The 26543-nt window shown below is 72.0% G+C and carries 27 protein-coding genes, 1 tRNA gene and 1 pseudogene; 16 read left to right on the forward strand and 13 right to left on the reverse strand.

The genetic code is table 11. The annotated features are described in order from the left end of the window. Positions 1-132: 132 nt before the first annotated feature. Both chpH and N8I84_RS09180 read right to left on the reverse strand, forming a co-directional pair. A complete protein-coding gene (gene chpH / locus N8I84_RS09175) occupies positions 133-366 on the reverse strand; it encodes a chaplin ChpH (protein WP_103839114.1) in 234 nt (77 codons plus the stop codon). 151 nt (positions 367-517) lie between these two features. Further along, complete coding sequence (locus N8I84_RS09180) at positions 518-1843, reverse strand: M20/M25/M40 family metallo-hydrolase (protein WP_263229064.1); 1326 nt, start codon at positions 1841-1843, stop codon at positions 518-520. Between the two features lie 184 nt (positions 1844-2027). On the opposite strand from N8I84_RS09180, the gene N8I84_RS09185 reads away from it, so the two are divergent. The 3 genes from N8I84_RS09185 to N8I84_RS09195 all read left to right on the forward strand — a co-directional run bounded on the left by N8I84_RS09185 (position 2028) and on the right by N8I84_RS09195 (position 4506). After that, positions 2028-2112 (forward strand) — tRNA-Leu (locus tag N8I84_RS09185). A 101-nt stretch (positions 2113-2213) separates the two neighbouring features. Next, on the forward strand, positions 2214-3941 hold the full coding sequence (polX, locus tag N8I84_RS09190) for a DNA polymerase/3'-5' exonuclease PolX (RefSeq protein ID WP_263229065.1): 1728 nt from the start codon (positions 2214-2216) through the stop codon (positions 3939-3941). Positions 3942-4044: 103 nt separating this feature from the next. Next, positions 4045-4506, forward strand: a complete 462-nt coding sequence (locus N8I84_RS09195) for a DUF5709 domain-containing protein (RefSeq protein WP_263229066.1) — start codon at positions 4045-4047, stop codon at positions 4504-4506. Position 4507: 1 nt separating this feature from the next. Here the strand turns inward: N8I84_RS09195 and N8I84_RS09200 are convergent, their stop codons facing one another. The 3 genes and pseudogenes from N8I84_RS09200 to N8I84_RS09210 all read right to left on the reverse strand — a co-directional run bounded on the left by N8I84_RS09200 (position 4508) and on the right by N8I84_RS09210 (position 7294). Beyond that, positions 4508-5623 (reverse strand): CapA family protein, encoded by a 1116-nt coding sequence (locus tag N8I84_RS09200; RefSeq protein WP_263229067.1) that lies wholly within the window; start codon positions 5621-5623, stop codon positions 4508-4510. Between the two features lie 61 nt (positions 5624-5684). After that, a pseudogene (locus N8I84_RS09205) lies at positions 5685-6970 on the reverse strand (phosphoribosyltransferase family protein). A 12-nt stretch (positions 6971-6982) separates the two neighbouring features. After that, complete coding sequence (locus tag N8I84_RS09210; protein WP_263229068.1) at positions 6983-7294, reverse strand: DUF1876 domain-containing protein; 312 nt, start codon at positions 7292-7294, stop codon at positions 6983-6985. A 133-nt stretch (positions 7295-7427) separates the two neighbouring features. Between N8I84_RS09210 and N8I84_RS09215 the strand changes: the two genes are divergently transcribed. After that, positions 7428-7808: a YchJ family protein gene (locus N8I84_RS09215; RefSeq protein WP_263229069.1), complete on the forward strand. Its 381-nt coding sequence runs from the start codon at positions 7428-7430 to the stop codon at positions 7806-7808. A 25-nt stretch (positions 7809-7833) separates the two neighbouring features. Here the strand turns inward: N8I84_RS09215 and N8I84_RS09220 are convergent, their stop codons facing one another. Then, on the reverse strand, positions 7834-8535 hold the full coding sequence (locus tag N8I84_RS09220; RefSeq protein ID WP_263229070.1) for a FadR/GntR family transcriptional regulator: 702 nt from the start codon (positions 8533-8535) through the stop codon (positions 7834-7836). 130 nt (positions 8536-8665) lie between these two features. On the opposite strand from N8I84_RS09220, the gene N8I84_RS09225 reads away from it, so the two are divergent. The 4 genes from N8I84_RS09225 to N8I84_RS09240 all read left to right on the forward strand — a co-directional run bounded on the left by N8I84_RS09225 (position 8666) and on the right by N8I84_RS09240 (position 12568). Next, on the forward strand, positions 8666-9205 hold the full coding sequence (locus tag N8I84_RS09225) for a gluconokinase (RefSeq protein ID WP_263229071.1): 540 nt from the start codon (positions 8666-8668) through the stop codon (positions 9203-9205). A 135-nt stretch (positions 9206-9340) separates the two neighbouring features. Further along, positions 9341-10738, forward strand: a complete 1398-nt coding sequence (locus N8I84_RS09230; protein ID WP_263229072.1) for a GntP family permease — start codon at positions 9341-9343, stop codon at positions 10736-10738. Positions 10739-10751: 13 nt separating this feature from the next. Beyond that, entirely contained in the window at positions 10752-11513 is a 762-nt protein-coding gene (locus N8I84_RS09235; protein WP_263229073.1) for an SDR family oxidoreductase, read from the forward strand. Between the two features lie 23 nt (positions 11514-11536). After that, positions 11537-12568, forward strand: coding sequence for an L-idonate 5-dehydrogenase (locus N8I84_RS09240; RefSeq protein ID WP_263234708.1), 1032 nt, complete (start codon positions 11537-11539; stop codon positions 12566-12568). Here N8I84_RS09240 and N8I84_RS09245 read toward each other — a convergent pair. Further along, on the reverse strand, positions 12565-12915 hold the full coding sequence (locus N8I84_RS09245) for a MerR family transcriptional regulator (protein WP_263229074.1): 351 nt from the start codon (positions 12913-12915) through the stop codon (positions 12565-12567). The genes N8I84_RS09240 and N8I84_RS09245 overlap by 4 nt on opposite strands. Before the next feature lie 59 nt (positions 12916-12974). Here N8I84_RS09245 and N8I84_RS09250 point away from each other — a divergent pair, with 59 nt between their 5' ends. Further along, positions 12975-13880 (forward strand): NAD(P)-dependent oxidoreductase, encoded by a 906-nt coding sequence (locus N8I84_RS09250; protein WP_263229075.1) that lies wholly within the window; start codon positions 12975-12977, stop codon positions 13878-13880. Here N8I84_RS09250 and N8I84_RS09255 read toward each other — a convergent pair. From N8I84_RS09255 to N8I84_RS09275, 5 genes are all read right to left on the reverse strand, one after another. Beyond that, complete coding sequence (locus N8I84_RS09255) at positions 13834-14469, reverse strand: cytochrome b/b6 domain-containing protein (protein WP_263229076.1); 636 nt, start codon at positions 14467-14469, stop codon at positions 13834-13836. The two genes, N8I84_RS09250 and N8I84_RS09255, sit on opposite strands and share 47 nt — an antisense overlap. Then, complete coding sequence (locus N8I84_RS09260; protein WP_263229077.1) at positions 14453-15202, reverse strand: molybdopterin-dependent oxidoreductase; 750 nt, start codon at positions 15200-15202, stop codon at positions 14453-14455. The genes N8I84_RS09255 and N8I84_RS09260 overlap by 17 nt, the downstream gene beginning before the upstream one ends. 127 nt (positions 15203-15329) lie before the next feature. Further along, positions 15330-16880: an APC family permease gene (locus N8I84_RS09265; RefSeq protein ID WP_263229078.1), complete on the reverse strand. Its 1551-nt coding sequence runs from the start codon at positions 16878-16880 to the stop codon at positions 15330-15332. 91 nt (positions 16881-16971) lie between these two features. Next, positions 16972-17925 (reverse strand): hypothetical protein, encoded by a 954-nt coding sequence (locus N8I84_RS09270; RefSeq protein ID WP_263229079.1) that lies wholly within the window; start codon positions 17923-17925, stop codon positions 16972-16974. Between the two features lie 234 nt (positions 17926-18159). Continuing rightward, entirely contained in the window at positions 18160-19815 is a 1656-nt protein-coding gene (locus tag N8I84_RS09275; protein WP_263229080.1) for an FAD-binding dehydrogenase, read from the reverse strand. Between the two features lie 366 nt (positions 19816-20181). On the opposite strand from N8I84_RS09275, the gene N8I84_RS09280 reads away from it, so the two are divergent. The 7 genes from N8I84_RS09280 to N8I84_RS09310 all read left to right on the forward strand — a co-directional run bounded on the left by N8I84_RS09280 (position 20182) and on the right by N8I84_RS09310 (position 25849). Beyond that, on the forward strand, positions 20182-21075 hold the full coding sequence (locus tag N8I84_RS09280) for a DMT family transporter (RefSeq protein ID WP_263229081.1): 894 nt from the start codon (positions 20182-20184) through the stop codon (positions 21073-21075). A gap of 76 nt (positions 21076-21151) precedes the next feature. Continuing rightward, a complete protein-coding gene (locus N8I84_RS09285) occupies positions 21152-21670 on the forward strand; it encodes an NUDIX hydrolase (RefSeq protein ID WP_263229082.1) in 519 nt (172 codons plus the stop codon). A 37-nt stretch (positions 21671-21707) separates the two neighbouring features. After that, the gene (locus N8I84_RS09290; protein WP_263229083.1) at positions 21708-22100 is read left to right on the forward strand and encodes a YidH family protein; all 393 of its coding nucleotides are present in this window, start codon (positions 21708-21710) and stop codon (positions 22098-22100) included. Further along, positions 22097-22420 carry a DUF202 domain-containing protein gene (locus N8I84_RS09295; protein ID WP_263229084.1) on the forward strand — a complete coding sequence of 108 codons (324 nt, stop codon included), beginning with the start codon at positions 22097-22099 and terminating at the stop codon, positions 22418-22420. Before N8I84_RS09290 ends, N8I84_RS09295 begins: the two co-directional genes overlap by 4 nt. A gap of 99 nt (positions 22421-22519) precedes the next feature. Next, positions 22520-23431 carry an MBL fold metallo-hydrolase gene (locus N8I84_RS09300; protein ID WP_263229085.1) on the forward strand — a complete coding sequence of 304 codons (912 nt, stop codon included), beginning with the start codon at positions 22520-22522 and terminating at the stop codon, positions 23429-23431. Positions 23432-23605: 174 nt separating this feature from the next. Then, on the forward strand, positions 23606-24628 hold the full coding sequence (locus N8I84_RS09305; RefSeq protein WP_263229086.1) for a phosphotransferase family protein: 1023 nt from the start codon (positions 23606-23608) through the stop codon (positions 24626-24628). A gap of 6 nt (positions 24629-24634) precedes the next feature. Continuing rightward, complete coding sequence (locus N8I84_RS09310) at positions 24635-25849, forward strand: acyl-CoA dehydrogenase (RefSeq protein WP_263229087.1); 1215 nt, start codon at positions 24635-24637, stop codon at positions 25847-25849. A 75-nt stretch (positions 25850-25924) separates the two neighbouring features. On the opposite strand, the gene N8I84_RS09315 is transcribed toward N8I84_RS09310, so the two are convergent. Next, the gene (locus tag N8I84_RS09315; protein WP_263229088.1) at positions 25925-26518 is read right to left on the reverse strand and encodes a TetR/AcrR family transcriptional regulator; all 594 of its coding nucleotides are present in this window, start codon (positions 26516-26518) and stop codon (positions 25925-25927) included. Positions 26519-26543 lie beyond the last annotated feature (25 nt).

Below are 26543 nucleotides of genomic sequence, written 5' to 3' on the forward strand. Positions count from 1 at the left end.
TCGGAGCGCGTCCCGCGCGGTGGGCGCGGACGCGGAGGAACCGGTCGGCCCCGGAGCGCATGGCACGCACTCCGGGGCCGACGGACTCACACCCTCATGGGGTTCGGGCCCCTCATGGGGTGAGGCACCACGTCAGTGGTTGATGCAGGTGTTGCCGAAGGCGGGGTTCAGCAGCCCGATCACCGAGATCGTGTTGCCGCAGACGTTCACCGGGACGTGCACCGGAACCTGGATCACATTGCCCGACACGACACCCGGGGAGTGCGTGGCGGCACCCTGGGCACCGGAGTCGGCGACAGCCAGACCCGCACCCGCGAGAACCAGACCACCGGTGGCAGCCGCAGCAGCGACGACCTTCTTGATCATTATTCCTCCTTGTTGGCAAAGCGATCCAAGCCTCGGACCGCACCACGTGTAACGAGGAGGGAGTAATGGAGCTACGAGCGTATGGTCGCATTCACTCGTCCCGGCGTGTTCCCGTACACGCTGGCGAATAGCGCACGGGACCGGCGCCGGCTCAGGACGCGTCGATGAACCGGTCCAGCACCCGCACGCCGAACTGCAGCGCGTCCACCGGCACCCGCTCGTCGACCCCGTGGAACATGCCCGCGAAGTCCAGCTCCGGCGGCAGCTTCAGCGGCGCGAAGCCGAAGCCTCGGATGCCGAGGTCGTCGAAGGACTTGGCGTCCGTGCCGCCGGAGAGCATGTACGGGATCGCCTTCGCGGCCGGGTCCTCCGCCAGCAGCGCCGACTGCATCGCCTCGACCAGCGTGCCGTCGAAGCCGGTCTCGACGGCCTTGTCGGCGTGCACGTCCTCGCGCCGCACGTTCGGCCCGAGGATCCGGTCCACGTCGGCGAGGAACTCCTCCTCGAAGCCGGGCAGGAAGCGCCCGTCGACGTGCGCGGTGGCCTCGCCGGGAATGACGTTGACCTTGTAACCGGCATTCAGCTGTGTGGGGTTGGCGGTGTTGCTGAGGGTCGCGCCGATCAGCTTGGCGATGCCGCCGAGCTTGGCGAGGGTGCCCTCCATGTTCTCCGGGTCGAGCTCGGTGCCGAGCGCGTCGCCGAGTTCGTCGAGGAAGGCCCGCGTCGTCTTGGTGACCCGTACCGGGAACTTGTGCCGGCCGAGGCGTGCCACGGCTTCGGACAGCTCGGTGATCGCGTTGTCCCGGTGGATCATCGACCCGTGGCCCGCGGTGCCGGCCACGGTGAGCTTCATCCAGTGCATGCCCTTCTCGGCCGTCTGGATCAGGTAGAGCCGGCGCTGCTCGTTCACCGTGAACGAGAAACCGCCCACCTCGCTGATGGCCTCGGTGACGCCCTCGAAGAGGTCCGGGTGGTTGTCGACCAGGTACCTGGCGCCGTACGTGCCGCCCGCCTCCTCGTCGGCGAGGAAGGCGAGGACGATGTCGCGCGGCGGCCTGCGCCCGCTGCGCAGCCGGTCGCGGACGACCGCCAGGGTCATGGCGTCCATGTCCTTCATGTCGACCGCGCCGCGCCCCCATACGCATCCGTCGGCGATCTCGCCGGAGAACGGGTGGTGCGTCCAGTCGTCCGCGTTGGCCGGTACGACGTCGGTGTGCCCGTGGATGAGCAGCGCGGGCCGTGAGGGGTCCTCGCCCTCGATACGGGCCACCGTGGAGGCACGGCCCGGGTGCGACTCGAAGATCTTCGGTTCGAGCCCCACCTCGGCGAGCTTCTCTGCGACGTACTCGGCGGCCCTTCGCTCGCCGGGGCCCGAGTGGTCGCCGTAGTTGCTGGTGTCGATCTGGATCAGCTCACGGCAGAGGTCGACGACCTCGTCCTCGCCGGTGACGCTCCTGGCCGTGCCGGTGTCGGTCACGCTGCTTCCTCCCGGTTCCCTGCTGGTGGTCCTCCTCATCCTCCCCCCGACCCCCACCGCGCCCCAAGGTGGTGTACGGCCCGTCACATGCCGTTCACGCGGGAACGGGGGTGATCGAACGCCGCCGAAAGCCTGGTAATGTTTCCTTCGTCGCCGCGGGGGAAGCCCGCACGACAGACACCTTGTCCGGGTGGCGGAATGGCAGACGCGCTAGCTTGAGGTGCTAGTGCCCTTTATCGGGCGTGGGGGTTCAAGTCCCCCCTCGGACACTTGACCCGAAGGGTGTCGACCGGTTCCGGTCGGCACCCTTTCGCGTGTGGCCCACCCTTCACGTGTGGCCCACCTCTCGGGCGGTTCCTAGACTCGAGGTGTGGCCCGGGCCAACGAAGAGGTCGAGGCGCTCCTGCAGGAGTACGCGGACCTCGTCGCGATCACGGGAGGCGACGCCTTCAAGGCGCGCGCCTACGAGAAGGCCGCGCGTGCCATCGGCGGCCACCCGGCCGACATCTCCCATCTGGACGCCGACGGGCTGCGGGACATCCCGAACGTGGGCAGGTCGATCGCCGAGAAGGTCATCGAGTATCTGCGCACCGGCACGGTCGCGGTGGTCGAGGAGCGCCGGGCGAAGATCCCGGCCGGGGTGCGGGAGCTGATCACGATCCCCACGCTGGGTCCGAAGAAGGCGATGCGGCTCTACGAGGACCTGCACATCTCCTCGGTGAGCGAGTTGGCGGCCGCGATCGAGGCGGACGCGCTGGCCGACCTGAAGGGGTTCGGCGAGAAGACGCAGGAGAACATCCTGCACGGGATCCGGCTGATGCAGCAGGCGGGCGGCCGTATCCCGATCCATCTGGCGCTGGACACCGCGGAGGAGATCGTCGCCGAGCTGTCCCAGGTCACCGGCTGCAAGCGCTGCACGTACGCGGGATCGCTGCGGCGGATGAGAGAGACGATCGGCGACATCGACATCCTGGTCGCCGCGAAGCGGTCGGCCCCCTTCATGGAAGCCCTGGAGACGCTGCCCTCGACCGCCGAGGTGATCGCGCACGGTGAGAAGAAGACGTCGATCCGCACCACGAAGGGCGTGCAGGTGGACCTCCGGGTGCTGCCGCCCGACTCGTGGGGCGCCGGGCTCCAGTACTTCACCGGCTCCAAGGCGCACAACATCCGGACCCGCACCATCGCCGTGCGCCCGGGTCTGAAGCTGTCCGAGTACGGCCTGTTCGACACGGGCAGCGGGGAATCGGTCGCCTCCCGCAGCGAGGAGGAGGTGTACGCCCGGCTGGGCCTGCCGTGGATTCCGCCGACGCTTCGGGAGGACCGCGGGGAGATCCAGGCGGCCGTGCGCGGGGAGCTGCCGGAAGTGGTGACGGAGCGGGACGTGCGCGGCGATCTGCACACGCACACGGACCTCACCGACGGGCTGGCCTCCCTGGAGGCGATGGTGGAGGCGGCGGCGGAGCGCGGTTACGCGTACTACGCGGTCACCGACCACGCGCCGAACCTGTACATGCAGCGCATGACGGACGAGAAGATCCTGGCCCAGCGGGAGGAGCTGCGGGCGCTGGACGGCGCGCACCACGGGATGCGGCTGCTGCACGGCACAGAGCTCAACATCAGTGCCGAGGGGGACGTGGACTGGCCGGGCGCGTTCCTGGTCGGCTTCGACCTGTGCGTGGCCTCGCTGCACTCCCATTTCGACCTGGACCGCAGGGCGATGACGCGGCGGCTGGTGCGGGCCTGTGAGAACCCGCACGTCAACATCATCGGCCATCCGACCACGCGCCTGATCGGCAAGCGGCCGGGGGTGGACGCCGACTGGGACGAGGTCTTCGCGGCCTGCGCGCGCACCGGCACCGCGCTGGAGATCAACGCCCAGCCGGACCGGCTCGACCTGTGCGACGAGGACATCCTGCGGGCCCGGCAGCACGGCGTGAAGTTCGCCGTGAACACCGACGCGCACTCAGTGCTCCACCTGGCCCATCTGCGCTACGGCGTCGCTACCGCGCAGCGCGGCTGGCTCACGGCGGACGACGTGATCAACACCTGGCCGCTGCGGCGGCTGCGCCGGTTCCTCGCCAAGGACGGGTCGGGGTGAGGTGGCGCGCGTTTGCCGTCCGGCGGACCGGAGACCCGAGGGGTGGTCGCCGCAACTCGTGGGACGCGATATGTGAGGGGGTGCCCCAGTGACTGAGAACAGCATGGGTGACGAAGTCTATCAGCCCCAGCAGGACGAGGACGTCGTGGAGGACATGAGCCCGCTGGAGTCCCCGGACAGCCTGGAGAACCGGGTCGTGGAGCCCATGGAGGAGGGCTACTCGCCGCCGGAGAAGCCCCTTGCGGTGAACGACGTGGGCACCACCGCCGCCGAGCAGCGCGACGGCGAGTCGCTGGACGAGCGGCTGGCGCGGGAGGTGCCCGAGGACACGGCCACGGTGGGCGACGGGATCGGGGACCTGCCCGGCGGTGAGGGTGAGCCGAGGGACGACGAGGTCGGCGGCCCGGACGCCGGGCGGCTGGTCGCGCCGGACGAGGGCGCGCACGAGGACACCGACGCGGAGGCCGTCGCGAACGACGTCGGCTTCGACAGCGGCGCCCGCACGGCCGAGGAGGCCGCGGTGCACGTCGTGCCGGATGACGGCGAGGACGAGACGCGGCTGTAGGTCAGCGCAGGGCGCGCAGCGTGAGTGTGCCGTCGGGTTCACGGTCGACGCCGGTGCCGAACTCCCGGCTGCATCCGTCGAGGGCGGCGCGCAGCCAGGCGGTGTCCTCGTCCGAGGCGTGCTCCAGCCGCATTCTGCGCGCCTGGAGGGTGACGATGCGGGCGCCGGTCGTCCGGCCGGTGTCCGGGTCGACCGTCACCAGGTACAGCAGGCGCAGGTCGTCGCGGTAGCGCTCGTAGCCGCCGATGCCCTCGTAGTCGTCGACGAGGTCCCCGCAGCCGTACAGGACGAGCCTGCCCCGGTAGGTCTCCAGCGGGCGCGGGTGGTGCGAGGAGTGCCCGTGGACGATGTCCACGCCCGCGTCGACGAGCGCGTGGGCGAAGCGGATCTCGGCGCGGGAGACGTCGTAGCCCCAGTTGGGGCCCCAGTGGACCGAGGCGACGACGATGTCTCCTGGGTGCTTGAGCTGCCGCAGCCGGGCGGCGAACCCGGCGGCCACGGCGACGGTCGGGCCCGTGACGAAGTCGACGCCGGGCCGGTCCTCGGTGGCGGCCCAGTCCTCCGGGATCCCGCTGGAGGGCATGCCGAAGGAGAACACCAGCACGCGTCCGCCTCCGTCGAGGGGGACGATCGCGGGCCGTCCGGCCGCGGTCGCGTCCCGGCCCGCCCCGGCCGTGCGCAGCCCCGCTGCCGCCAGGGAGTCGAGGGTCTCCTCGAGGCCGGGCCTACCGAAGTCGAGCACGTGGTTGTTGGCGAGGGCGCAGACGTCCGGGCGCAGCGCGGCCAGGCAGGGCAGGTTGGCGGGGCTCATCCGGTAGTGGACGCCCTTGCCGTGCGCGAACTCCCCGTCGCCGGTGACGGCGGTCTCCAGATTGACCACCCGCACATCGGGCGCGGCGTCCTCCAGGACCGCCAGCGCCTCGCCCCAGGGCCAGGAGTAGTCGACCGGCTGGGGAATGGGCCCGTTGGCGGCCTCGGCCAGGCCGACGTAGGCCCGGGCGTCGTGGATGTAGGTCTCCCGCAGCGCCGGGTCGCCGGGGTGCGGGAGGATCTGGTCGACGCCCCGGCCGAGCATGACGTCCCCGCACAGGAACAGGGTCACCGCGCCCGTGTGCACTCTCCCACGCTAAGGCGGTATCGGGCGTCGCGCGAAGGGTCGCGGTTCCACGGGGCCCCGGTCATACGTGCGCGGGGGCCATGTGGTCGGTGAACCAGTCGCGGGCCAGGTCGGTGACCGCCTCCAGGGCGCCGGGTTCCTCGAAGAGGTGGGTGGCGCCGGGGACGACCGCGAGGTGGTTCTCGCAGCGCAGCCGGGCCTGGGCCTGGCGGTTGAGGTCGAGGACGACGGGGTCGGCGCCGCCGACGACGAGCAGCGTGGGTGACGTCACCTCGGGCAGGCGCGGTCCGGCGAGGTCGGGCCTGCCACCGCGGGAGACGACCGCGGCGATGTGCGCCCCGGTTCGGCGGCCGCCCACAGCGCGGCGGCGGCGCCGGTGCTGGCGCCGAAGTAGCCGACGGCGAGGCCCTCCGCCTCCGGCCGGGTGCGCAGCCAGCCGGTGGTGTCGGCGAGCCGCCGGGCCAGCAGCTCGGTGTCGAAGACGTTGGCCCGGTCACGCTCCTCCTCCTCGGTGAGGAGGTCGAACAGCAGCGTGCCGAGCCCCGCCCGGTTGAGGCCCTCGGCCACGAAGCGGTTGCGCGGGCTGTGCCGGCTGCTGCCGCTGCCGTGGGCGAAGACGACGATCCCGGTCGGGTCCTCGGGTACGGTCAGCCGTCCGCCGAGGCGTACGGCGCCGGCGGCCACCTCCACGTCGCGGTCCACGGTCCCCGTGTGCCCAGCCGCCCGGTGCAGGCAGGCGGCCACCTCGGCGTCGTCGACCTGGGTGAAGTCGGCGTAGAACTGGCCGACCGCGAAGAAGATCCGCGGTGTGTCGAGGCAGAACAGTTCGTCCGCCTCGTCGGCGAGCCGCTCGGCCCAGTCGTGCGGCGCGACGGGCACCGCCAGCACGATCCGTGCCGCTCCCCTGGCCCGGGCGATCCGGCAGGCGGCACGCGCGGTGGACCCGGTGGCCACCCCGTCGTCGACGACCACCACGGTCCGCCCCTCGACGGGGACCGGTGAGCGCCCGCCCCGGTAGCGCCGGGCCCGGAGTTCCAGCACCTCGCGCTCGCGCTCCTCGACCTGTGCCAGTTCCTCCGGGGTGACGCGGGCCTCCCGCACCACCGCGTCGTTGATCACGCGCACGCCGTCCTCGCCGATCGCCCCCATCCCCAGCTCCGGCTGGAAGGGCACGCCCAGCTTGCGGACCAGGCACACGTCCAGCGGTGCCCCGAGCGCTTCGGCGACCTCGGCGGCGACCGGCACCCCTCCCCTGGGCAGTCCGAGCACCACGAGGTCCCGGCCCCTGAGGTGCCTGAGGCGTGCGCCCAACTGCCGTCCGGCTTCGAGACGATCGGTGAAGACCACGATGCAGCCTCCTCATTCCCGGGGGGACCAGAGCGGTGCGGGCGGGGGCTCCTCGGGCGCCCCTGCCGCCGTGATGTCGCCGACGGCGGCGCGGACCAGCCGGCGGCCCAGGGCGATCAGGGCCCGTCCGGCGGCGAGTTCGTCGCCGATCTCGGGCACCGCCGTGTCGTACGGGCTGCGGTGGGCCTCCGCGTGGCTCTCGAGCACGTTCACGCCGGTGTCCAGGACGGCTCGGGCCGTGGTCGCCGGGTCCTGTTCGGACAGGTAGAGGTGCAGCGTCCACTCCTTGGCGGACGCGGGCCGGCTGTCGGCGGCTCGGGTCATCGTCCGTCCCTCCTCACGCGGGTGCGAGGCAAGAGGACTGAAGGGGATGCGGTCCCCTTCCACTGTGACTCCGATGGGCGCGTGCCGCACAGTCCCCGCGGGGCACGTCACCGGGCCGGGCAGAATGGCGGTCATGACCACGCGTTCCTGCCCGTGCGGGCTGCCCGAGGCCTACGAGAACTGCTGCGGCCGCCTCCACGCGGGGGCCGCAGCCGCGCCGACCGCCGAGGCGCTCATGCGGTCCCGGTACAGCGCCTTCGTTCGGCGGGACGCGGGGTATCTGCTGCGCACCTGGCATCCGCGCACCCGCCCTGCACGGCTCGACCTCGACCCGCGGATGCGGTGGACGGGGCTGGAGATCCTGGGGACGACGGAGGGTTCCGCGTTCCACTCCACGGGGACCGTGACCTTCCGCGCCTCCTACCGGGGTGGCTCGCTGCACGAGCGCAGCCGGTTCGAGCGGGTCGACGGGGCGTGGGTGTATGTCGACGGGGAGTTCCCCGACCGGGACTGACGGCTCCTGACAGCTCCCTGCGCCGTCACGGCGCCAGGATGTCCAGTTCGTGCAGCGCGCCCACGGTGATCTCGCGGGTGAGCTGCTCGGCGCGGGCCGCGTCGCCCTCCCGTACCGCCTCCGCGACCTGGACGTGCAGGGTGACCGCGGCCGGGTCGGGGTCCTCGAACATGACGTCGTGGTGGGTGCGGCCCGAGAGCACCTCGGCGACCACGTCGCCGAGGCGCGCGAACATCTCGTTGCCCGACGCCTCCAGGATCACCCGGTGGAAGGCCATGTCGTGGACCAGGTAGGCCTGAAGCCGGTGGCCGCGTGAGTTGGCCACCATCCCCAGTGCGCACTCGGTGAGGCGGGCGCAGTGCTCTGCGGTGGCGTGGCGCGCGGCGAGGCCCGCCGCGACCGGTTCGATCGCCGAGCGCAGCACGGTCAGTGAGCGCAACTGCCGGGGGCGGTCGGCGCCGGCCAGCCGCCACCGGATGACCTGGGGATCGTAGACGTTCCACTCGGACGAGGGCAGAACCGTCACGCCCACCCGGCGGCGCGATTCCACCAGGTGCATGGACTCCAGGACGCGCACCGCCTCGCGCATCACGGACCGGGAGACCTCGAAGTGCTGGGCGAGTTCGTCGGTGCGCAGGACACTGCCCGGCGGGTACTCGCCCGCGGTGATCGCGGGGCCGAGGGTGTCCAGTACATGGCCGTGCAGCCCCCGGCCCGGTGTGCTCATGCACTCAGCGTACGAGGAAGGTCACGAGAAGAAAAAGTCAGACTTATATGTCACAGGGTCTTGAATTCGTCGTACCTAATCGGTTTCAGTGACGTCGACACCAGATGTCGACGAAGACAGCGAGAGCACGATGCAGCATCCGCGTACCCCCCACGTCGTCGTGGTCATGGGCGTCGCAGGCACCGGCAAGACCACCATCGGTCCCCTGCTTGCGGCCCGGCTCGGCGTCCCGTACGCCGAGGGCGACGACTTCCACCCCCCGGCCAACATCGCCAAGATGTCGGCCGGGATCCCGCTCGACGACGAGGACCGGTGGCCCTGGCTGGACGCCATCGGCGCCTGGGCGCACGAGCGGGCGGGGCTCGGAGGGGTGGTCAGCAGCTCGGCGCTGAAGCGGGCGTACCGCGACCGGCTGCGGGCCGCGGCTCCCGGCGTCGTCTTCGTGCATCTGACGGGCGACCGGGACCTCATCGAGGAACGGATGGCGCATCGCCAGGGGCACTTCATGCCCACGGCACTGCTGGACTCCCAGTTCGCCACGCTCCAGCCGCTGGAGCCTGACGAGCGGGGGGTCGCGGTGGACGTCTCGGGCAGCCCCGAGGAGATCACCGCCCGCGCCGTGAACGCCCTGCGCGACCTCGAGCGGTCCTCCGCCCGGCCCTCGCAGTAACTCCCCCGCCCTCGGCGCGAGCCCTCCCCCAGGGGCCGCGGCCTCGGCACGCCCCCTCTCCCCAGGGGCGACGGCCGACGAGGGCCTTCCCCACCCGAAACCGAGAGTTCCTCTCCTCACTCCTAGGGAACACCCGTGACCAGACTCAGCGTCGAGATGCTGGCAGCGGCCCCCGTCGAGCCGATCACGTCGGCGGGCCACGCTCAACTGGGCATCGCGGCGGTGGCGGGCATCGCCGTCATCGTGCTGCTCATCACCAAGTTCAAGCTCCACGCCTTCCTGGCCCTGACCATCGGCTCGCTCGCGCTGGGCGCGTTCGCCGGGGCGCCGCTCGACAAGGCGATCACCAGTTTCACCACCGGGCTCGGCTCGACCGTGGCCGGTGTGGGTGTCCTGATCGCGCTCGGCGCGATCCTCGGCAAGCTGCTCGCCGACTCCGGCGGCGCGGACCAGATCGTCGACACGATCCTCGCCAAGGCGCAGGGCCGTGCGATGCCCTGGGCGATGGTGCTGATCGCCTCGGTGATCGGGCTGCCGCTGTTCTTCGAGGTCGGCATCGTGCTGCTGATCCCGGTCGTGCTGATGGTCGCCAAGCGCGGCAACTACTCGCTGATGCGCATCGGCATCCCGGCGCTCGCGGGCCTGTCCGTGATGCACGGTCTGGTCCCGCCGCACCCCGGTCCGCTGGTCGCGATCGACGCGGTCAAGGCGAACCTCGGTGTGACGCTGGCGCTCGGCGTGCTGGTCGCCGTCCCGACGGTGATCATCGCGGGCCCGCTGTTCTCGAAGGTCGCCGCCCGCTGGGTGGACGTCCCGGTTCCCGACCGGATGATTCCCGCGCGTGCCTCCGAGGAGCTTCAGAGGCGCCCCGGGTTCGGCCCCACGCTGGCCACCGTGCTGCTGCCGGTCGTGCTGATGCTGGCGAAGGCGCTGGTGGACATCGTCGTCGACGACCCGGCCAAGATGGTGCAGCGCGTCTTCGACGTGATCGGCTCGCCGCTGATCGCACTGCTCGCGGCCGTGATCGTGGGCATCTTCACGCTGGGCCGCCCGGCCGGCTTCAGCAAGGGGCGGATCTCCCAGCTCGTCGAGAAGGGCCTCGCACCCATCGCCGGCATCCTGCTGATCGTGGGCGCGGGCGGCGGCTTCAAGCAGACGCTGATCGACTGCGGCGTGGGCCAGATGGTCCTCGACATATCCAAGGACTGGTCGATCCCCGCGCTGCTGCTGGCCTGGCTGATCGCGGTGGCGATCCGGCTCGCGACCGGTTCCGCGACCGTGGCGACCGTCTCGGCCGCCGGTCTGGTCGCGCCGCTCGCGGCCGACATGTCGACCACGCACGCGGCCCTGCTGGTGCTGGCCATCGGCGCCGGCTCGCTCTTCCTGAGCCATGTCAACGACGCCGGGTTCTGGCTGGTGAAGGAGTACTTCGGGCTCAGTGTCGGCCAGAACCTCAAGACCTGGTCGATCATGGAGTGCATCATCTCCGTGGTCGCCGGCGGGCTGGTTCTCCTGCTCTCCCTCGTGATCTAGGAGTGGTTCGGCGATGACGGCTCACCCCCTCTTCGACATCGGCGGCCGTACGGCACTGGTGACCGGCTCCAGCCGGGGCATCGGGCTCGCGCTCGCCCGCGGGCTGGCTCAGGCCGGCTGCACGGTGGTCCTCAACGGACGCGACGCCGACCGGCTCACGAAGGCGGCGGCGGAACTGCCGGGCGACGTGCACACGGCCGTGTTCGACGTGACCGACGGCGCCTCGGTCGCCGCCGGGATCGCGGATGTCGAGGAGCGGGTGGGCCCGCTCGACATCCTGGTCAACAACGCCGGCATGCAACTGCGCGCGCCTCTCCTGGAGTTCACCGACGCCGACTGGCACCGGATCCTGGACACCAACCTGACCAGCGCGTTCCTGGTCGGCCGTGAGGCGGCCCGGCACATGACCGAGCGCGGCCACGGGAAGATCATCAACATCTGCTCGCTGCAGAGCGAGGTGGTCCGCCCCGGGATCGCACCGTACGCGGCGACCAAGGGCGCGCTGAAGATGCTCACCAAGGGCATGTGCGCGGACTGGGGTCCGCACGGCGTGCAGGTCAACGGGCTCGGCCCCGGCTACATCGAGACGGAGCTGACGCGGCCGCTCGTGGAGGACGAGGAGTTCAGCGCCTGGGTGCGCAGGCGCACTCCCGCCGGGCGCTGGGGGCGTACGGAGGACCTGGTGGGCGGGGTGCTGTTCCTCGCCTCCCCCGCGGCGGACTTCGTCAGCGGACAGGTGCTGTACGTCGACGGCGGAATGACGAGCGTGCTGTGAAGGGGGCCGTCGAGATGTCGACGATGCCGGGTTGCGTCGTCCACGGCCAGGACGACCTGCGGGTCGACGAACTGCCGGTCCCGGAACCGGGACCGGGGCAGGCGCTGGTCGCCGTCCGCTACGGCGGGGTGTGCGGCTCGGATCTGCACTACTGGCGGCACGGCGGGGTCGGGGACTTCCGGCTCAGGGAGCCGATGGTGCTGGGGCACGAGGTGGTGGGGACGGTGGTCGCGTACGGCGCCGGCGCGTCAGGTCCCTCGGTCGGTACGGCGGTCGCGGTGCACCCGGCCACTCCGTGCGGGGTCTGCCCGGAGTGCGCGGGCGGGCGGCGCAACGTGTGCCGGGACACCCGCTACCTGGGCAGCGCGGCCCGTTTCCCGCATGTGCAGGGCGGCTTCGCGGCGCGGACGGCCGTCCCGGCCGAGCAGCTGAGGCCGCTGCCGGCCGGTCTGGAACTGCGCCGGGCCGCGCTCGCCGAGCCCCTGTCGGTGGCGCTGCACGCGGTGCGGCGGGCCGGTGAGGTGGCCGGCCGGCACGTCCTGGTGACCGGTGCGGGCCCGATCGGCTGCCTGGTGGTGGCGGCCGCGAAGGCGGCGGGCGCGGCGCGGGTCACCGTCACGGACCTGCTGCCTCGGGCGCTGGAGTTCGCCGCGGCGGCGGGCGCCGACACCCTCGTACGGGCGGACGACCCGGACGATGCCGGGTGGCCCGCCGAGGCGGACGTGGCGGTGGAGGCGTCGGGGGTCGCCGCCGGGCTGGACACCTGTCTGCGGCTGGTCCGCCGGGGCGGTGTCGTGGTCCAGCTCGGCATGCTGCCCCCGGGGCAGAGTCCCTTCCCGGGCAATCTGCTGGTGAGCCGGGAGATCGACCTGCGCGGCGCGTTCCGCTTCGACACGGAGTTCGACGACGCGCTCGGCCTGCTCGCCTCCGACCCGGCGTTCGACGCGCTGATCAGCAACGTGGTCCCGGTGCGGGAGGCGGAGTCGGCGTTCGCCCTGGCGGCGGACCGGAGCCGGTCGTGCAAGGTGCTGCTGGACTTCGGGCGGCCCGCCTAGAGAGGGCGCCCCACCAGCGAGTCGAGGACGGCGCGGGCGGCGGTCAGGTCGTCGATCGCCGCCGTGATGCGCGCCCGTTCCTTCGCGAGCCCTTCGCGGAGTTCCGGGCACCTGCCGGCCAGGACGACGTCGTCGTCCTGGACACAGGGCACGATCTCGGCGATGACGGACGTGCCGAGTCCCGCCGACAGCAGGACCCGGATGCGCCGCACGGCCGTCACGTCCCGCTCCTCGTACTCGCGGTATCCGCTCGGCCGCCGCAGCGGGGACAGCAGCCCCTGCTCCTCGTAGTAGCGCAGGGCGCGGGGGCTCGCCCCGGTGCGGCGCGAGAGTTCGCCGATCCTCATGTCGCCGAGTACAGCAGGGACTTGACTCTCACGCCAATGTGAATGTCTAGCGTCGCGGCATGACGAACTCGAGCACGCGCGCCTCTGTTTCCGTTCTCGGCCTCGGCCCCATGGGCCGGGCCCTCGCCTCCGCCTTCCTGACCGCCGGCCACCCGCTGACCGTGTGGAACCGCACCCCGGGCCGGGCCGGTGACCTCCCCGAACGGGGCGCGACCGTCGCGTCCTCGGCCGAGGACGCCGTACGTGCCGGGGAGGTGGTCGTCGTCTGCCTTCTGGACTACGACGCCGTACGCGCCGTGCTGCCCGCGACGGGCTGGGCGGGCCGCACGCTGGTCAACCTCAGCAGCGGGGAGCCCGCGCAGGCCCGGGCCCTGGCCGGGTGGGCGGCCGGGTGGGGGATCCGCTACCTGGACGGAGCCATCCTCACGCCCACGCCGGCGATCGGCACCCCTGCCGCCGCGGTGCTCTACAGCGGTGCGCGGGACGCTTACGACGCGGTGCGGGAAGCGATGACGGCGCTCGGCGGTACCGGCCGTCATCTCGACGCCGACCCGGGACGCGCGGCGGCGTACGAGGTGGCGCTGCTCGACCTGTTCGCCACATCCGTGCACGGAGCCGCGCACGCCTTCGCTCTCGCCTCGGCGGAGGGCGTCGCGCCCGGGGATCTCGCGCCGTTCGCCGTCGGGATCAGCGATCTGCTCTCCGAGATGATCCCACGGTGGGCCGAGCAGTTGCGGACCGGCCGCTTCCCGGGAGAGCGCTCCACCGTGGCATCGGCGGGGGCGACGCTCACCCGGCTCGTCCAGGCCGCGTCGGCGCACGGCCTGGACACCGGTGCCCTGGCGGCGGCCAAGCGGACCGCCGACCGGGCCGTCGCCGCCGGGCACGGCCGGGACGGGCTCGCACGGCTCGTGGCGGCTACGGCCGCCACAAGGGGTGTTCCCGCTCCGCCCAGTCGCGACTGACCAGGCCCGTGCGCAGGCCCCGGCGGGATTCCGGGTCGGCGAGGGCCATGCCGATGTGGCCGGCCAGGACCACGCCGATCGTCAGGGCGAGCCAGTCGTGGACGAACGTCGCCGAGGTGCGCCACATCAGCGGCGTGAGGTGGGTGAACCACATCAGCAGTCCCGTGCCGAGCATCACCAGTGTGGCGCCCGCGATCCACGCCGCGTACGTCTTCTGCCCCGCGTTGAACTTGCCCGCCGGGCGCAAGGCGCGGCGGTGGTCGCGCCGCAGGGCCGCGCGCAGCCAGACCCGGTCGTGCGGCCCCCAGCGGTTGAGGTGGCCGAGGTCCGCACGGAAGGCCCGGGAGGCGAGGCCGAGCAGGACCGGGACCGGCAGCAGCACGCCCGCCACCTCATGGACCCTGACCACCAGTTCGCGGCGTCCCACCAGTTCCGCGAACGCGGGGATGTAGAGGCAGGCCGCCGTCACCACGCACACGCCCATCAGGGCGGCCGTCGTGCGGTGGACCCAGCGCTCCGCGGGGGTGAAGCGGCGTACCCGGGCCGGGGCGGAGACGGGGGGCTGGGTGGCGTCAACTCGTGGGGGCATCGTCGCGTCCGTTCGACCGGCCGACCCAGGCGTCGACGTCGTATCCGCGCTCCTCCCAGTACCCGGGGCGCACGTCCCGGGTGACGGTGATGCCGGAGAGCCATTTCGCGGACTTGTAGAAGTACATGGGGGCGACGTAGAGCCGGACCGGGCCGCCGTGGTCGTGTGTCACCGGCTTGTCCTGCATCTTCAGGGCGACCAGGACGTCGTCGCGGCGTGCCTGGTCGAGGGTGAGGCTCTCGGTGTACGCCCCGTCGAAGCACGAGAAGCGGACGGCGGCGGCGGAGGACTGCACGCCCGCGGCGTCCAGCAGAGCGGACAGCCGTACCCCTTCGAACGGCGTCTTCGGCACCCGCCAGCCCGTGACGCACTGGACGTCGTGCACGAGCCGGGTCTGAGGCAGGGCGCGCAGGTCGGCCAGGGTGTACGTCTTCGGGTGGTCGACCAGGCCGTTCACGGTGAGCCGGTAGCTCGTCTCGCCCAGGTGCGGGACGGACGCGGTCACCGAGTAGTAGCGGAAGCCGCCGCCGTTGGGCAGCAGTCCGGTCAGTCCCGTCGGGTCCTTGCCGGCGACACCGCCGAGCACGGACTCCAGGCCGCGCTGGAGGGTGGGCGCCGCGATCACGCCGAGCGCGCCGAGTCCCAGGGTGCCCAGCAGCACCCGGCGGCCGATCGGGGTACCGGTCGCCGGGGGCTCGGGTGCGTCCGGCTCTTGCGGTCGTTCAGGGTTCACACAACGATTCGAGCACCCGGCACCCCCTCGATGCCAGGGGAACCGGGTGCCCGTCAGGATTCCGTCACACTTCTCACCGGGTTCTCAGGAAGCCGGACCAGCGAGGTGGATCAACGATGTGCGCCGGTCACGCCGTCGACTCCGCCGCCTTCTCCAGCCGGAACGCCTCGTTGCCCAGGCCGATGCGGGCGTGCGCCTCGGGCTTGCGGGAGCGCAGCAGCAGGCCCTGGGCCAGGCCGAGCAGCAGAGCGACGCCGATGATCGCGGGGAGCAGCCATCCGAGTTCCGAGTCCGGGCCCGTGCCGACCAGGACGTCGAAGTCCTTGACCGTGTAGGCGGCGATCGCCAGCAGGGCGAGTCCTGCCACCGCGGAGGTGGCCAGCCGCCAGGCCTGGGCGCGGGCGGAGCCACGGCGGGCGAAGAAGACGATCACGGAGGCGGAGGCGGCCACCATCAGCACGGTGACGCCGAGCGCTCCGACGCTGCCGAACCAGGTGAACAGGTGCAGCACCGGCGCGGTCGGGTCGCCGTTCGGCTTGTCGTCGGCCACCGCGAACGCGATCACGATCACCGCGGACACCGCGCTCTGCAGCAGCGAGCCGGTGCCGGGCGCGCCGCTGGTGCCGGTGGTGCGTCCGAAGGCGGCCGGCAGCAGTCCCTCACGGCCCATGGCGAACGCGTACCGGGCGACCACGTTGTGGAAGCTGAGCATCGCCGCGAACATGCCGGTGACGAACAGCACGTGCAGCACGTCCGTGAAGGTGTGCCCGAGCAGGGACTCGGTCAGCCAGAACAGCAGGCCGGCGCTCTGCTTCTGCGCGGCCGGGACGATCTGGGAGGGCCCTGCGGCGACCGTCATCGCCCACGAGCTGACCGCGAAGAAGACGGCGACGAAGCCGATCGCGAGGAACATCACCCGCGGCACCAGCACGTGCGGGCGGCTGGTCTCCTCGGCGTAGACGGGTGCCTGTTCGAAGCCGGTGAAGGCGGCGAGGCAGAAGCACAGCGCGGTGCCGACGCCCGCCCCGGTGAGGGTGTCCGGGTTGAAGGAGTGCAGCGACAGGCCCTCCTTGGCCGGATCGGCCACGGCCGCGACATCGAAGATCACGACGAGCGCGACCTCGATCAGCAGCAGGACGCCGAGCACACGCGCGTTGACGTCGATCTTCAGCCAGCCGAGTGCGCCGACGACGAGGACGGCGGCCAGGGCCGGGATCCACCAGGCCACCTGGACGTCCAGATAGGTGGCGAACAGTCCGGAGACCTCGAAGCCGAAGATGCCGTAGATCCCGAACTGCAGCGCGCTGTAGGCGACGAGGGCCACCGCCGCCGCGGCGGCGCCCGCCGTGCCGCCGAGCCCTCGGGAGATGTACGCGTAGAACGCGCCCGCGTTGTGGACGTGGCGGCTCATCTCCGCGTATCCGAAGGAGAACAGGACCAGCACCACGCCGAGGACGACGAAGAGCAGCGGCTGGCCGACGACGCCCATCACCCCGAATGTGGTGGGCATGACACCTGCGACGACCATGAGGGGGGCGGTCGCCGCCAGCACGGACAGCAGCAGGCCCGTCGTACCGAGCCGGTCGGCGCGCAGGGCGCGTTCCTGCCCTTTGAAGGTGGGGATGGCGCCGCCGTCGGCGGCGGCCGGTCTGCTCGTGCTCGAACTGCCGGTCGTCATCGCGCGGTTGTCCTTTCGGATTCCTTGGACGGGACTGTCGGGGCTGTCGGGACTTCAGGGACTTTCGGGACCTTCGGGACCGCCGGTGTCGTCACGCCGTACCCAACGCCGTGTCGCGCGCCGTACGGAACGCCGTGTAGGGGTCGCGGTCGGGGTACGACCACGGCGCCGGGGTCGCGTACGACCCGATGCGGTGGAACAGGGCGGCGGCCTCGGCGCCCCGGCCCTCGCAGTACTTGGCGTGGGCCAGGAAGTTGAGGTCGACATGGCGGCGCGGGTGGTCGTCGCGCTCCCACTCCAGCCACCAGTCGAACGCCGCCTTCATCACCTGCCGGGCGCGCCGCCCCACCCAGTGCCCGGAGGCCACGGGGTCGGGCGGCTCGCTGCCCGTGGCGGCCAGCACGCGGTAGCGCTCGGCGTGCGCGACGACCGGGAGGATGGCGAGCGGCGAGTCGGCGGGTGCCTGTTCGGCGGCCCAGTTGGCGAAGTCGTAGACCTCGTGCAGCGGGTCCTGGCCGGCGTCGGCGCGGCGCTCGGCGAGCCGGGCGACCACCAGGTGGTGGGCGTGGTGGTGGTCCGGGTAGCGGGCGCGCACCTCGTCGAAGAGGCGGACCACGTCCTCCTCGGTGCCGAGCGACCGCTCCAGGATCAGCAGGCCGAGCCACGGCGTGGGGTCCTCGGGGGCGAGCGCGGCGGCGGCCCGGCAGGCCTCACGCGCCGCGTCCGGGCTCTCCTTGCCGTTCAGTGCGCGGTGGACGACGGCGTGGGCGACGAGGACGGCGGCGCAGGGCGACTCCGGTTCGGCGAGCTGCCAGTCGCGCGCCCAGGCGAGCGCCGCGGGCTCCTGGGCGAGGACGGTGACGCGGTGGCCGCGGCGGTCCCAGTCGTCCCGGGTCGATGCGAGCAGGGCGCGCACGGTCGCCCATCGTCCACGGGCGAGCGAAGCCCGGGCAGCGATGAGTTCGGTGTCGTCGAGCGCGGCGTCGAAGAGCCGGTCCGCGCGCTTGCGGGCACGGCCGAACGCCGGTGGGGGTGGGGGTGGCACCGCGGTGATTCCTTACCGAACGCGGCTCGTCAGAGTGCGGTCACGCACAGCAAACCGTCCGCCGACGGTGTGCGTCAAGGGCGTACCGGATCTTCTACACGTGTCAACGGTGCTTCCACACAAGGGTGTTGCAGCCACACCCTGCGCGAGCGCGCGGAGCGGGGCGGTGCGGTGCGGTGCGGTGCTCGGGATGCCACTGCTCCCGCCCCGCGTGCGCTCGGCCCACCGCCCCGCTCAGCCGACCGCCTTGGCCGCCGCACGTCCGGCGGTGCGTCCCGAGAACAGGCAGCCGCCGAGGAACGTGCCCTCCAGGGAGCGGTAGCCGTGCACCCCGCCGCCCCCGAAGCCCGCCGCCTCCCCGGCCGCGTACACGCCCGGCAGCGGAGCGCCGCCCTCGGTCAGCACCCGGGAGGACAGGTCGGTCTCCAGGCCGCCGAGCGTCTTGCGGGTGAGGATGTTGAGGCGCACCGCGATCAGCGGGCCCGCCTTGGGGTCGAGGATGCGGTGCGGTGCCGCCGTACGGATCAGCCGGTCACCGAGGAAGCGGCGGGCCCCGCGTATCGCGGTCACCTGGAGGTCCTTGGTGAAGGGGTTGAGGATCTCCCGGTCGCGCGCGACGATCTCGCGGCGCAGCTCGGCCTCGTCGATGAGCGGTTCCTTGGTGAGCGCGTTCATGCCGCGCACCAGCGCGCCGAGGTCCTTCTCGACGACGAAGTCGACGCCGTGGTCCATGAACGCCTTCACCGGCCCGGGCACGTCGGCGCGGGCCCGCACGATCACGTCCCGGACCGACTTGCCGGTGAGGTCGGGGTTCTGCTCCGAGCCGGAGAGCGCGAACTCCTTGCCGATGATCTTCTGGTCGAGCACGAACCACGTGTGGTCGTACCCGGTCTTCATGATGTGCTCGAGAGTGCCGAGCGTGTCGAAGCCGGGGAAGAGGGGGACGGGCAGCCGGCGGCCGCGGGCGTCCAGCCAGAGGGAGGACGGGCCGGGCAGGATGCGGATGCCGTGGTTGTCCCAGATGGGGTTCCAGTTCTGCAGGCCCTCGGTGTAGTGCCACATGCGGTCGCGGTTGATCAGGCGGGCGCCCGCCTCCTCGGCGATGCCGAGCATCCTGCCGTCGACGTGCGCGGGCACGCCGGAGACCATGCGCTCCGGCGGGTTGCCGAGGCGCTTCGGCCAGTTGGCGCGGACCAGGTCGTGGTTGCCGCCGATACCGCCCGAGGTGACGATCACCGCCTGGGCCCGCAGTTCGAAGGCGCCGGTGACCGTGCGGCTGCTGGCCTTGCCCCGCGGCGCGTCCGAGGGCTCCAGGATCTCGCCGGTGACGGTGTCGACGGTGCCCGCGCTACGCGCGAGGTCGGTGACGCGGTGACGGAACTTCAGTTCGACGAGGCCGCGCGCGACACCGGCCCGCACCCGCCGCACGAACGGGGCGATCACCCCGGGCCCGGTCCCCCAGGTGATGTGGAAGCGGGGAACGGAGTTGCCGTGCCCGGTGGCGGAGTAGCCCCCGCGTTCGGCCCAGCCGACCACCGGGAAGAAGCGCACGCCCTGCCCGTGCAGCCAGGCCCGCTTCTCGCCCGCCGCGAAGTCGACGTACGCCTCGGCCCACTTGCGCGGCCAGTGGTCCTCGGGACGGTCGAAGGCGGCCGTGCCCATCCAGTCCTGGAGGGCGAGCGCGTGGCTGTCGCGGATCCTGAGGCGGCGCTGTTCCGGGGAGTCCACGAAGAAGAGGCCCCCGAAGGACCAGAACGCCTGGCCCCCCATCGACTGCTCGGGTTCCTGGTCGAGCAGGATGACCTTCCGGCCGGCGTCCACCAGTTCGGCGGTCGCGGTGAGCCCGGCGAGGCCTGCCCCGATCACGATGACATCAGCGTCGTAGGCCATGCGCCCGTCCTCTCGCGGTGACGACCAGTCCGTTTCCTTGTTACTGACGGGTCAGATCCTTCGGCACATGAGTGACGGCGTCAACCGCATGTTTCCGGGTACTCGCCGCTGTCGGCAAACTCACGTCGTCCGCCGCGCGGACGCGTGCGCCGCCGTGCGGCAGCGGGTGCTCACCTGGGGCGAAAAGGCGGCCCGGGCAGCGTTGTTGGGGCCTTCCCGCCGCCGGGCGGGGTGCGGGACATCCGGCGTGTCGTACGGGCGGGAGCGTGCCGAGAAGTTGTCAAGCACGGGCAGGTCACAGCCGGGAGCGCTACAGTCAGCGTGATACGCATCCCGTGACCCCGCTGAATCATTGAGGTACGCAGCGTGTCGGTACTGGTTCTGGCTCTCGCCGTGAGCGCGGCCTTCTGCCTGGGCACCGGGTTCGTCCTGCAGCAGAACGCCGCCCAGCAGGCACCGCTCAGCGACTTCCTCTCCCCCCGGCTGCTGCTGGACCTGATGAGGGTGCCGCGCTGGCTCGGCGGTATCGGACTGATGGTGGCGGGCATGATCCTCAGCGCGGTCGCGCTGTCCCAGGGCGAGATCTCGCTGGTCGAGCCGCTGGTCGCCACGAACCTGCTGTTCGCGCTCGCCCTCTCCCGCTGGCAGACCAAGCAGCCGCTGGGCCGTCAGGGCTGGGCCGGGCTGGTGCTGCTGGCCGGCGGTGTCACGACGTTCATCGTGGCGGGCCGCCCCAGAGCGGGCGACGCGGTCACCGATCCGGTACGGCACTGGGTGATCATCGGGGCGATGGTCGGCGCAGCGCTGGTGCTGACGACGTATGCGAAGAAGTCCCGGATGATCATCGGACCGTTGCTGCTGGCGCTGGCGGCCGGTCTGTTGTATGGCGTTCAGGACGCGCTCACCCGGGTCAGCGGGCAGCGTCTGACGATGGGCGGGTGGACGGAGTTCATCACGGGCTGGCAGCCGTACGTGGTGCTGGTGCTGGGGGTGACCGGACTGGTGCTGGTGCAGAGCGCGTTCGAGACGGCGCCGCTGCGGATGTCCCTGCCGGCGCTGACCGCGGCCCAGCCGCTGGCCGGGATCGCCTGCGGGGTGGGCTTCCTCGGCGACCGCCTGCGCACCGACACGGGCGCGCTCGCCTGGGAGGCGGCCGGGCTCGCGGCGATCGTGCTGGGCATCGTGCTGCTCGGGTTGCACCCGGCGATGCCGCGGGGCCTGGGCGAGGTCGAACGGGAGAAGGACCTGCAGCCGGGGTGAGGCCGCGGCCCCTCGCGGCGGGGGAAGAGCGAAACCTCGGCGGCCGGCGGGCGGGAGCGCCTGGTTGGATGGCCGTATGAGTGCCGCTGATGAGCTTCTTGACATCGTGGACGAGGACGACCGGGTCGTCGGGCAGTCGCCGCGCGGCGAGGCCTACGCACGGGGGCTGCGGCACCGGTGCGTGTTCGTGCTGGCGCGCGATGGCGACGGGCGGGTCTTCGTGCACCGCCGCACCTCTACCAAACTCGTGTTCCCCTCCCTCTACGACATGTTCGTCGGCGGCGTCGTCGGCGCGGGAGAGACCTACGACGACGCCGCCCTGCGCGAGGCGGAGGAGGAACTCGGCGTCGGCGGACTCCCCCGGCCCGAGCCGCTGTTCAAGTTCCTGTACGACGACGGCGCCGGACGGACCTGGTGGTCCTCGGTCTACCAGGTCCGCTGCGACCTGCCGGTGAACCCCCAGGCGGAGGAGGTCGCCTGGCACGCCTTCCTGCCTGAGGACGAGGTGGAACGGCGGCTGTCGCAGTGGGAGTGGGTCCCGGACGGGCTCGCCGCCTACCGGCGGCTCAAGGAGTACCGCCGGTCAACCGACTGAGCGTGGCGCGGCACGGCACCCCCGGTAGGGTCCTGCCGTGATCGAATTCGTACGGAACGTCCGGCTGTGGTTCGCGCCCCAGGAAGTCCGTGAGGAAGGCCGTACGCCCGACTACCGCTTCTCCCTGGCCAACGAGCGCACGTTCCTGGCCTGGTTGCGCACCGCGCTCGCGCTGATCGGCGGCGGCTTCGCCGTGGACCAGTTCCTGCCCGGCCTGCGCTGGGCCTGGCGCGTGGGGCTCGCACTCGCGCTGCTCGGCTCGGGGGTGCTGTGCTCGCTGCGGGCCATCAACCACTGGGTGCGCTGCGAGCGGGCGATGAGGCGCGGCGAGGACCTTCCCGCCTCCCGCTTCCCGGCGGTGCTCAGCCTCGCCATCGCCGTGGTGGCCGTCGCCATGGTCGTGGTCGTGCTCGTCGGCTGGGCCGGATGAACGCCCCGGCCGGTCAGCGCGACCCGGGGCTCCAGCCCGAGCGCACCCGGCTCGCATGGCGCCGTACCACCTTGTCCTGCACCGTGGCCGCAGTCCTGGCCGCAAAGACGGCACTGCACGGCAGGACGACGGGCGGCTTCGTCGCCGTCGCGCTGTGCTGCCTGCTCTGGCTCGGCTTCCTGGCTCTGGCCGGGCGACGCATCCGCGCCCTGGCGACCGCCGAGCCAGGCCGCCCCCCACGGCTCACGCCCCGCCACGCCGCGGCAGCGACCCTGTGCACGGCCGCGCTCGCGGTGTGCGCGGCGGCCCTGGTTTTCTGAAGGCACTGACCGAGGACCGACGAGGAACCCCCGGGACGGGAGGCTCGTTGTCGACTGGCAGGCTGTCCCGTACCAGTTGGCGACACAACAGGGGGTTCCATGGCCGCGGCTGAGCCGTACACGGTCGCACTAGCCGACGACGTACACGCCTATGTCCAGCCGGACGGCGGCTGGTGCCTGAACAACGCCGGGTTCGTGAGCGACGGGACGGCCACCCTGCTGGTGGACACGACCGCGACCGAGCGACGCACCCGTGCCCTGGGCGCGGCGATCGCTGCGACCGGCGCCCCGGCGCCGCGGGTCGTGGTCAACACCCACCACCACGGCGACCACACGTACGGCAACGCCTTCTTCGCGCCGGCCGCGATGATCGTCTCGCACGCCGACTGCCGCCGGGAAGCGCTCGCCGCCGGGCACAACCTGCCTCTGATCTGGCCCACGATCGACTACGGGGACGTCCGCATACAGGGTGCCGACCTGACGTACCGGGACCACACGACGGTGCACGCGGGCGCGGTGGACGCCGAGGTGATCCACCCCGGCGTCGGGCACACCGTCGGCGACTCGGTGGTCTGGCTGCCGCACCGGCGCGTGCTGTTCACCGGCGACCTGGTCTTCGAGGGCGGCACGCCGTTCTTCCTGATGGGGTCGCTCAGCGGCTCCCTGCGCGCGCTGGAACGGCTGCGCGCGCTCGGCGCCGAGACGGTGGTGCCCGGGCACGGGCCGGTGACCGATCCGTCGGCGTTCGACCGTACGGAGCGCTATCTGCGGTTCGTCGCCGAGGTCGCGCAGAAGCACCACGCGGCGGGCCGTACGCCGCTCGAGGCGGCGCGGTCCACGGATCTCGGGGAGTTCGCCGAGTGGCGGGAGAGCGAGCGGCTGGTGGCCAACCTGCACCGCGCCTACGCCGAGCTGGACGGCCTGGCCGAGGGGGCGCCTGTCGATCCGCTGCCCGCGTTCCGGGACATGGCGGTCATGAACGGCGGGGAGATGATGGCCAGCCATGCGTGAGGCCGCGTCGGGTCACGGCGGCGGCGCCCCGCCGCCGTGACACCCATGACCGCCGGCGCCACGATGACACCGTGGCGCCGATCACGTTCGCCCCGCCCACTGGACTACATACCGACCGGTCGGCATCATGAGGCAGGTCCTGTTTTCCGCGCACGTCGCACGTGAGGAGCAACGATGAGCCCAGACCACCCGCCGGGTCTCGATCTCGGCCGGCTGCGCGGCCTGCTCGACGCCGAGCGGCCCGGCCTGGTGAACGGCCCCCTGACCGGGCGGCTGATCGAGGGCGGGCGGTCCAACCTCACCTACGCCGTCTCGGACGGCACGGCGCGGTGGGTCGTACGCCGTCCCCCGCTCGGCCACGTCCTGGCCACCGCGCACGACATGAGGCGCGAGCACCGGGTGATCAGCGCGCTGCACCCCACGCCGGTGCCGGTGCCGCGCCCGGTGCTGCTGTGCGAGGACGAGTCGGTCCTCGGCGCCCCCTTCTACGTGATGGACTTCGTCGAGGGCACGCCCTACCGCACCGCCGAGCAGCTCGCGCCGCTCGGCCCGGAGCGCACCCGGAACGCGATCCTCGGCCTGGTGGACACGCTCGTCGAGCTGCACGCAGTGGACCCCGAAGCGGTGGGTCTTGCCGACTTCGGCCGCCCGGAGGGCTTCCTGGACCGCCAACTGCGCCGCTGGGGAAAGCAGTTGGACGCCTCCCGCAACCGGGAACTGCCCGGCATCGACGAGCTGCACGCGGCGCTCGGCCGCGCACTGCCCGACTCCCCCGCGCCGGCCGTGATCCACGGCGACTACCGCCTGGACAACGTTCTCCTCGGTGACGACGACAGGATCACCGCCATCCTGGACTGGGAGATGTCCACGCTCGGCGACCCGCTGACCGACCTGGGTCTGCTGGTGATGTACAGCGTGCCGCTCGGAACTCCCGACTCCCCCGTCTCCACGACCGCCGAGGCCCCGGGTCACCCCGATCCGGCCGAGCTGATCGAGCGGTACGCGGCCCGCTCGGGGCGCGACGTCTCCGCCGTCTCCTGGTACACGGCGTTCGCCTGGTTCAAGCTCGCCGTGATCCTCGAAGGCATCCACTACCGCTACACGCTCGGCCAGACGGTCGGGCGGGGCTTCGACCGCATCGGCGAGCTGGTGCCCGTCTTCATCGAGCACGGCCTGACCACCCTGCAGGAAGGCTGATCCGTCATGGACTTCGCGTTCGACGCGCGCACCGAGGAGCTGCGCGCCAAGCTGCTCGCCTTCATGGACGAGTACGTCTATCCGGCGGAGGCCGTCGCCCACGAGCAGCGTGCGCGGCTCGACTCGCCGTGGGACACCCCGCCGGTCGTCGAGGAGCTGAAGGCCGAGGCGCGCCGGCAGGGCCTGTGGAACCTCTTCCTGCCGGACGCCGAGTACGGCGCCGGGCTCACCAACCTCCAGTACGCCCCGCTCGCCGAGATCACCGGCCGCTCCCCGCAGCTGGCGCCCACCGTGACGAACTGTGCGGCGCCCGACACCGGCAACATGGAGGTCCTCGCGCAGTTCGGCGACGAGCAGCAGAAGAAGCAGTGGCTGGAGCCGCTGCTGGCCGGGGAGATCCGCTCGGCGTTCGCGATGACCGAGCCGGAGGTGGCCTCCTCGGACGCCACGAACATCACCACGCGCATCGAGCGGGACGGCGACGAGTACGTCATCACCGGCCGCAAGTGGTACATCTCCGGGGCGATGAACCCCGACTGCCGGATCCTCATCGTGATGGGCAAGACGGACCCGGACGGGCCGGACATCCGCCGCCAGCAGTCCATGGTGCTGGTCCCCCGCGACACGCCGGGTGTCACGGTCAAGCGCGCGATGCAGGTGTACGGCTACGAGGACCACTACCACGGCGGCCACGCCGAGGTCGTCTTCGACCACGCGCGTGTGCCGGTCGCCAACCTGATCGGTGAGGAGGGCGGCGGCTTCGCCATCGCCCAGGCGCGGCTGGGCCCGGGCCGGATCCACCACTGCATGCGGCTGATCGGCATGGCGGAGCGGGCGATCGAGCTCATGTGCAGGCGGGCGGTGTCCCGTACGGCGTTCGGCAAGGCGCTCGCCCAGCAGGGCGTGGTGCACAACTGGATCGCCGACGCGCGCGTGGCCGTGGAGCAGTTGCGGCTGCTGGTGCTGAAGACGGCGTGGATGATGGACACGGTGGGCAACAAGGGCGCGCACACCGAGATCCAGGCGATCAAGATCGCCACTCCGCGCACGGTCGTCGACATCATCGACAAGGCGGTCCAGCTGCACGGCGCGGGCGGGGTGAGCCAGGACTTCCCGCTGGCCGAACTCTGGGCGGCGGCCCGCACCCTGCGGCTCGCGGACGGCCCGGACGAGGTCCACCAGCGGTCGCTGGCGTGGCGGGAGCTGAAGAAGTACCTGTGAGACATGGGTGAGGGGCGGACGCCGTGGCGTCCGCCCCTCACCCATATGCGTCGATCACCCCCGTGCGTGGACGGGCTACGGCCGCAGCGCCCTCAGCAGCAGGTCCGCCAGGTGGTCGGCGACCTCCCGGGGGCTGAGCGGGCCGTCGGGGCGGTACCAGGTCGACAGGTGGTGCACCGAGCCGAAGTGGTAGTCGACGACCAGGTCGGCCGGGGTGGCGGTGGAGAACACCCCCTCCTTCTGGCCCTCCTCGATCAGCGCGCGGAACCGCTCGTGGTAGCGGCGCCGCTCCGCGCGGACCTGCTTGTTCTTCTCCGGGCTGAGGTGGTGCATGGACCGGAAGAAGATCATCGCGTCGTCGAGGTTCTCGATCGTGGTGACGACGACGTCGGCTGCCGCGTCCCTCACGCGCTTCTCCACCGGCTCGTCGGCGTCCGCGAAGGCGTCCAGCCGCTCCTGCTGGACACGCAGCACGCGCGCGTACACCTCGTGCAGCAGATCGTCCTTGGAGCCGAAGTAGTGGTACAGCGCGCCCTTGGTGACGCCTGCCGCCTCGACGATCTCCTGCACGGACGTTCGGTCGTAGCCCTGCTCTGCGAAGAGCCGCGTGGCGGCGGCCAGGAGCCGCTGCGGGACCGGCGTCCCGTCCCCGTCCGTCGTTCTTGGCACTGCCGCCACCTGCCTTTCGATGATG

Source organism: Streptomyces cynarae (genome assembly GCF_025642135.1).
In the GTDB taxonomy this organism is placed as follows: Bacteria; Actinomycetota; Actinomycetes; order Streptomycetales; family Streptomycetaceae; genus Streptomyces; species Streptomyces cynarae.

Bases quoted from the DNA above. Each gene is read 5' to 3' on its own strand.
- chpH (WP_103839114.1), bottom strand. From the start codon at position 366: ATGATCAAGAAGGTCGTCGCTGCTGCGGCTGCCACCGGTGGTCTGGTT.
- N8I84_RS09195 (WP_263229066.1), top strand. From the start codon at position 4,045: ATGGGTGACGAAGTCTATCAGCCCCAGCAGGACGAGGACGTCGTGGAG.
- N8I84_RS09210 (WP_263229068.1), bottom strand. From the start codon at position 7,294: ATGACCCGAGCCGCCGACAGCCGGCCCGCGTCCGCCAAGGAGTGGACG.
- N8I84_RS09215 (WP_263229069.1), top strand. From the start codon at position 7,428: ATGACCACGCGTTCCTGCCCGTGCGGGCTGCCCGAGGCCTACGAGAAC.
- N8I84_RS09220 (WP_263229070.1), bottom strand. From the start codon at position 8,535: ATGAGCACACCGGGCCGGGGGCTGCACGGCCATGTACTGGACACCCTC.
- N8I84_RS09225 (WP_263229071.1), top strand. From the start codon at position 8,666: ATGCAGCATCCGCGTACCCCCCACGTCGTCGTGGTCATGGGCGTCGCA.
- N8I84_RS09235 (WP_263229073.1), top strand. From the start codon at position 10,752: ATGACGGCTCACCCCCTCTTCGACATCGGCGGCCGTACGGCACTGGTG.
- N8I84_RS09240 (WP_263234708.1), top strand. From the start codon at position 11,537: ATGCCGGGTTGCGTCGTCCACGGCCAGGACGACCTGCGGGTCGACGAA.
- N8I84_RS09245 (WP_263229074.1), bottom strand. From the start codon at position 12,915: ATGAGGATCGGCGAACTCTCGCGCCGCACCGGGGCGAGCCCCCGCGCC.
- N8I84_RS09250 (WP_263229075.1), top strand. From the start codon at position 12,975: ATGACGAACTCGAGCACGCGCGCCTCTGTTTCCGTTCTCGGCCTCGGC.
- N8I84_RS09255 (WP_263229076.1), bottom strand. From the start codon at position 14,469: ATGCCCCCACGAGTTGACGCCACCCAGCCCCCCGTCTCCGCCCCGGCC.
- N8I84_RS09265 (WP_263229078.1), bottom strand. From the start codon at position 16,880: ATGACGACCGGCAGTTCGAGCACGAGCAGACCGGCCGCCGCCGACGGC.
- N8I84_RS09275 (WP_263229080.1), bottom strand. From the start codon at position 19,815: ATGGCCTACGACGCTGATGTCATCGTGATCGGGGCAGGCCTCGCCGGG.
- N8I84_RS09285 (WP_263229082.1), top strand. From the start codon at position 21,152: ATGAGTGCCGCTGATGAGCTTCTTGACATCGTGGACGAGGACGACCGG.
- N8I84_RS09295 (WP_263229084.1), top strand. From the start codon at position 22,097: ATGAACGCCCCGGCCGGTCAGCGCGACCCGGGGCTCCAGCCCGAGCGC.
- N8I84_RS09300 (WP_263229085.1), top strand. From the start codon at position 22,520: ATGGCCGCGGCTGAGCCGTACACGGTCGCACTAGCCGACGACGTACAC.
- N8I84_RS09305 (WP_263229086.1), top strand. From the start codon at position 23,606: ATGAGCCCAGACCACCCGCCGGGTCTCGATCTCGGCCGGCTGCGCGGC.
- N8I84_RS09310 (WP_263229087.1), top strand. From the start codon at position 24,635: ATGGACTTCGCGTTCGACGCGCGCACCGAGGAGCTGCGCGCCAAGCTG.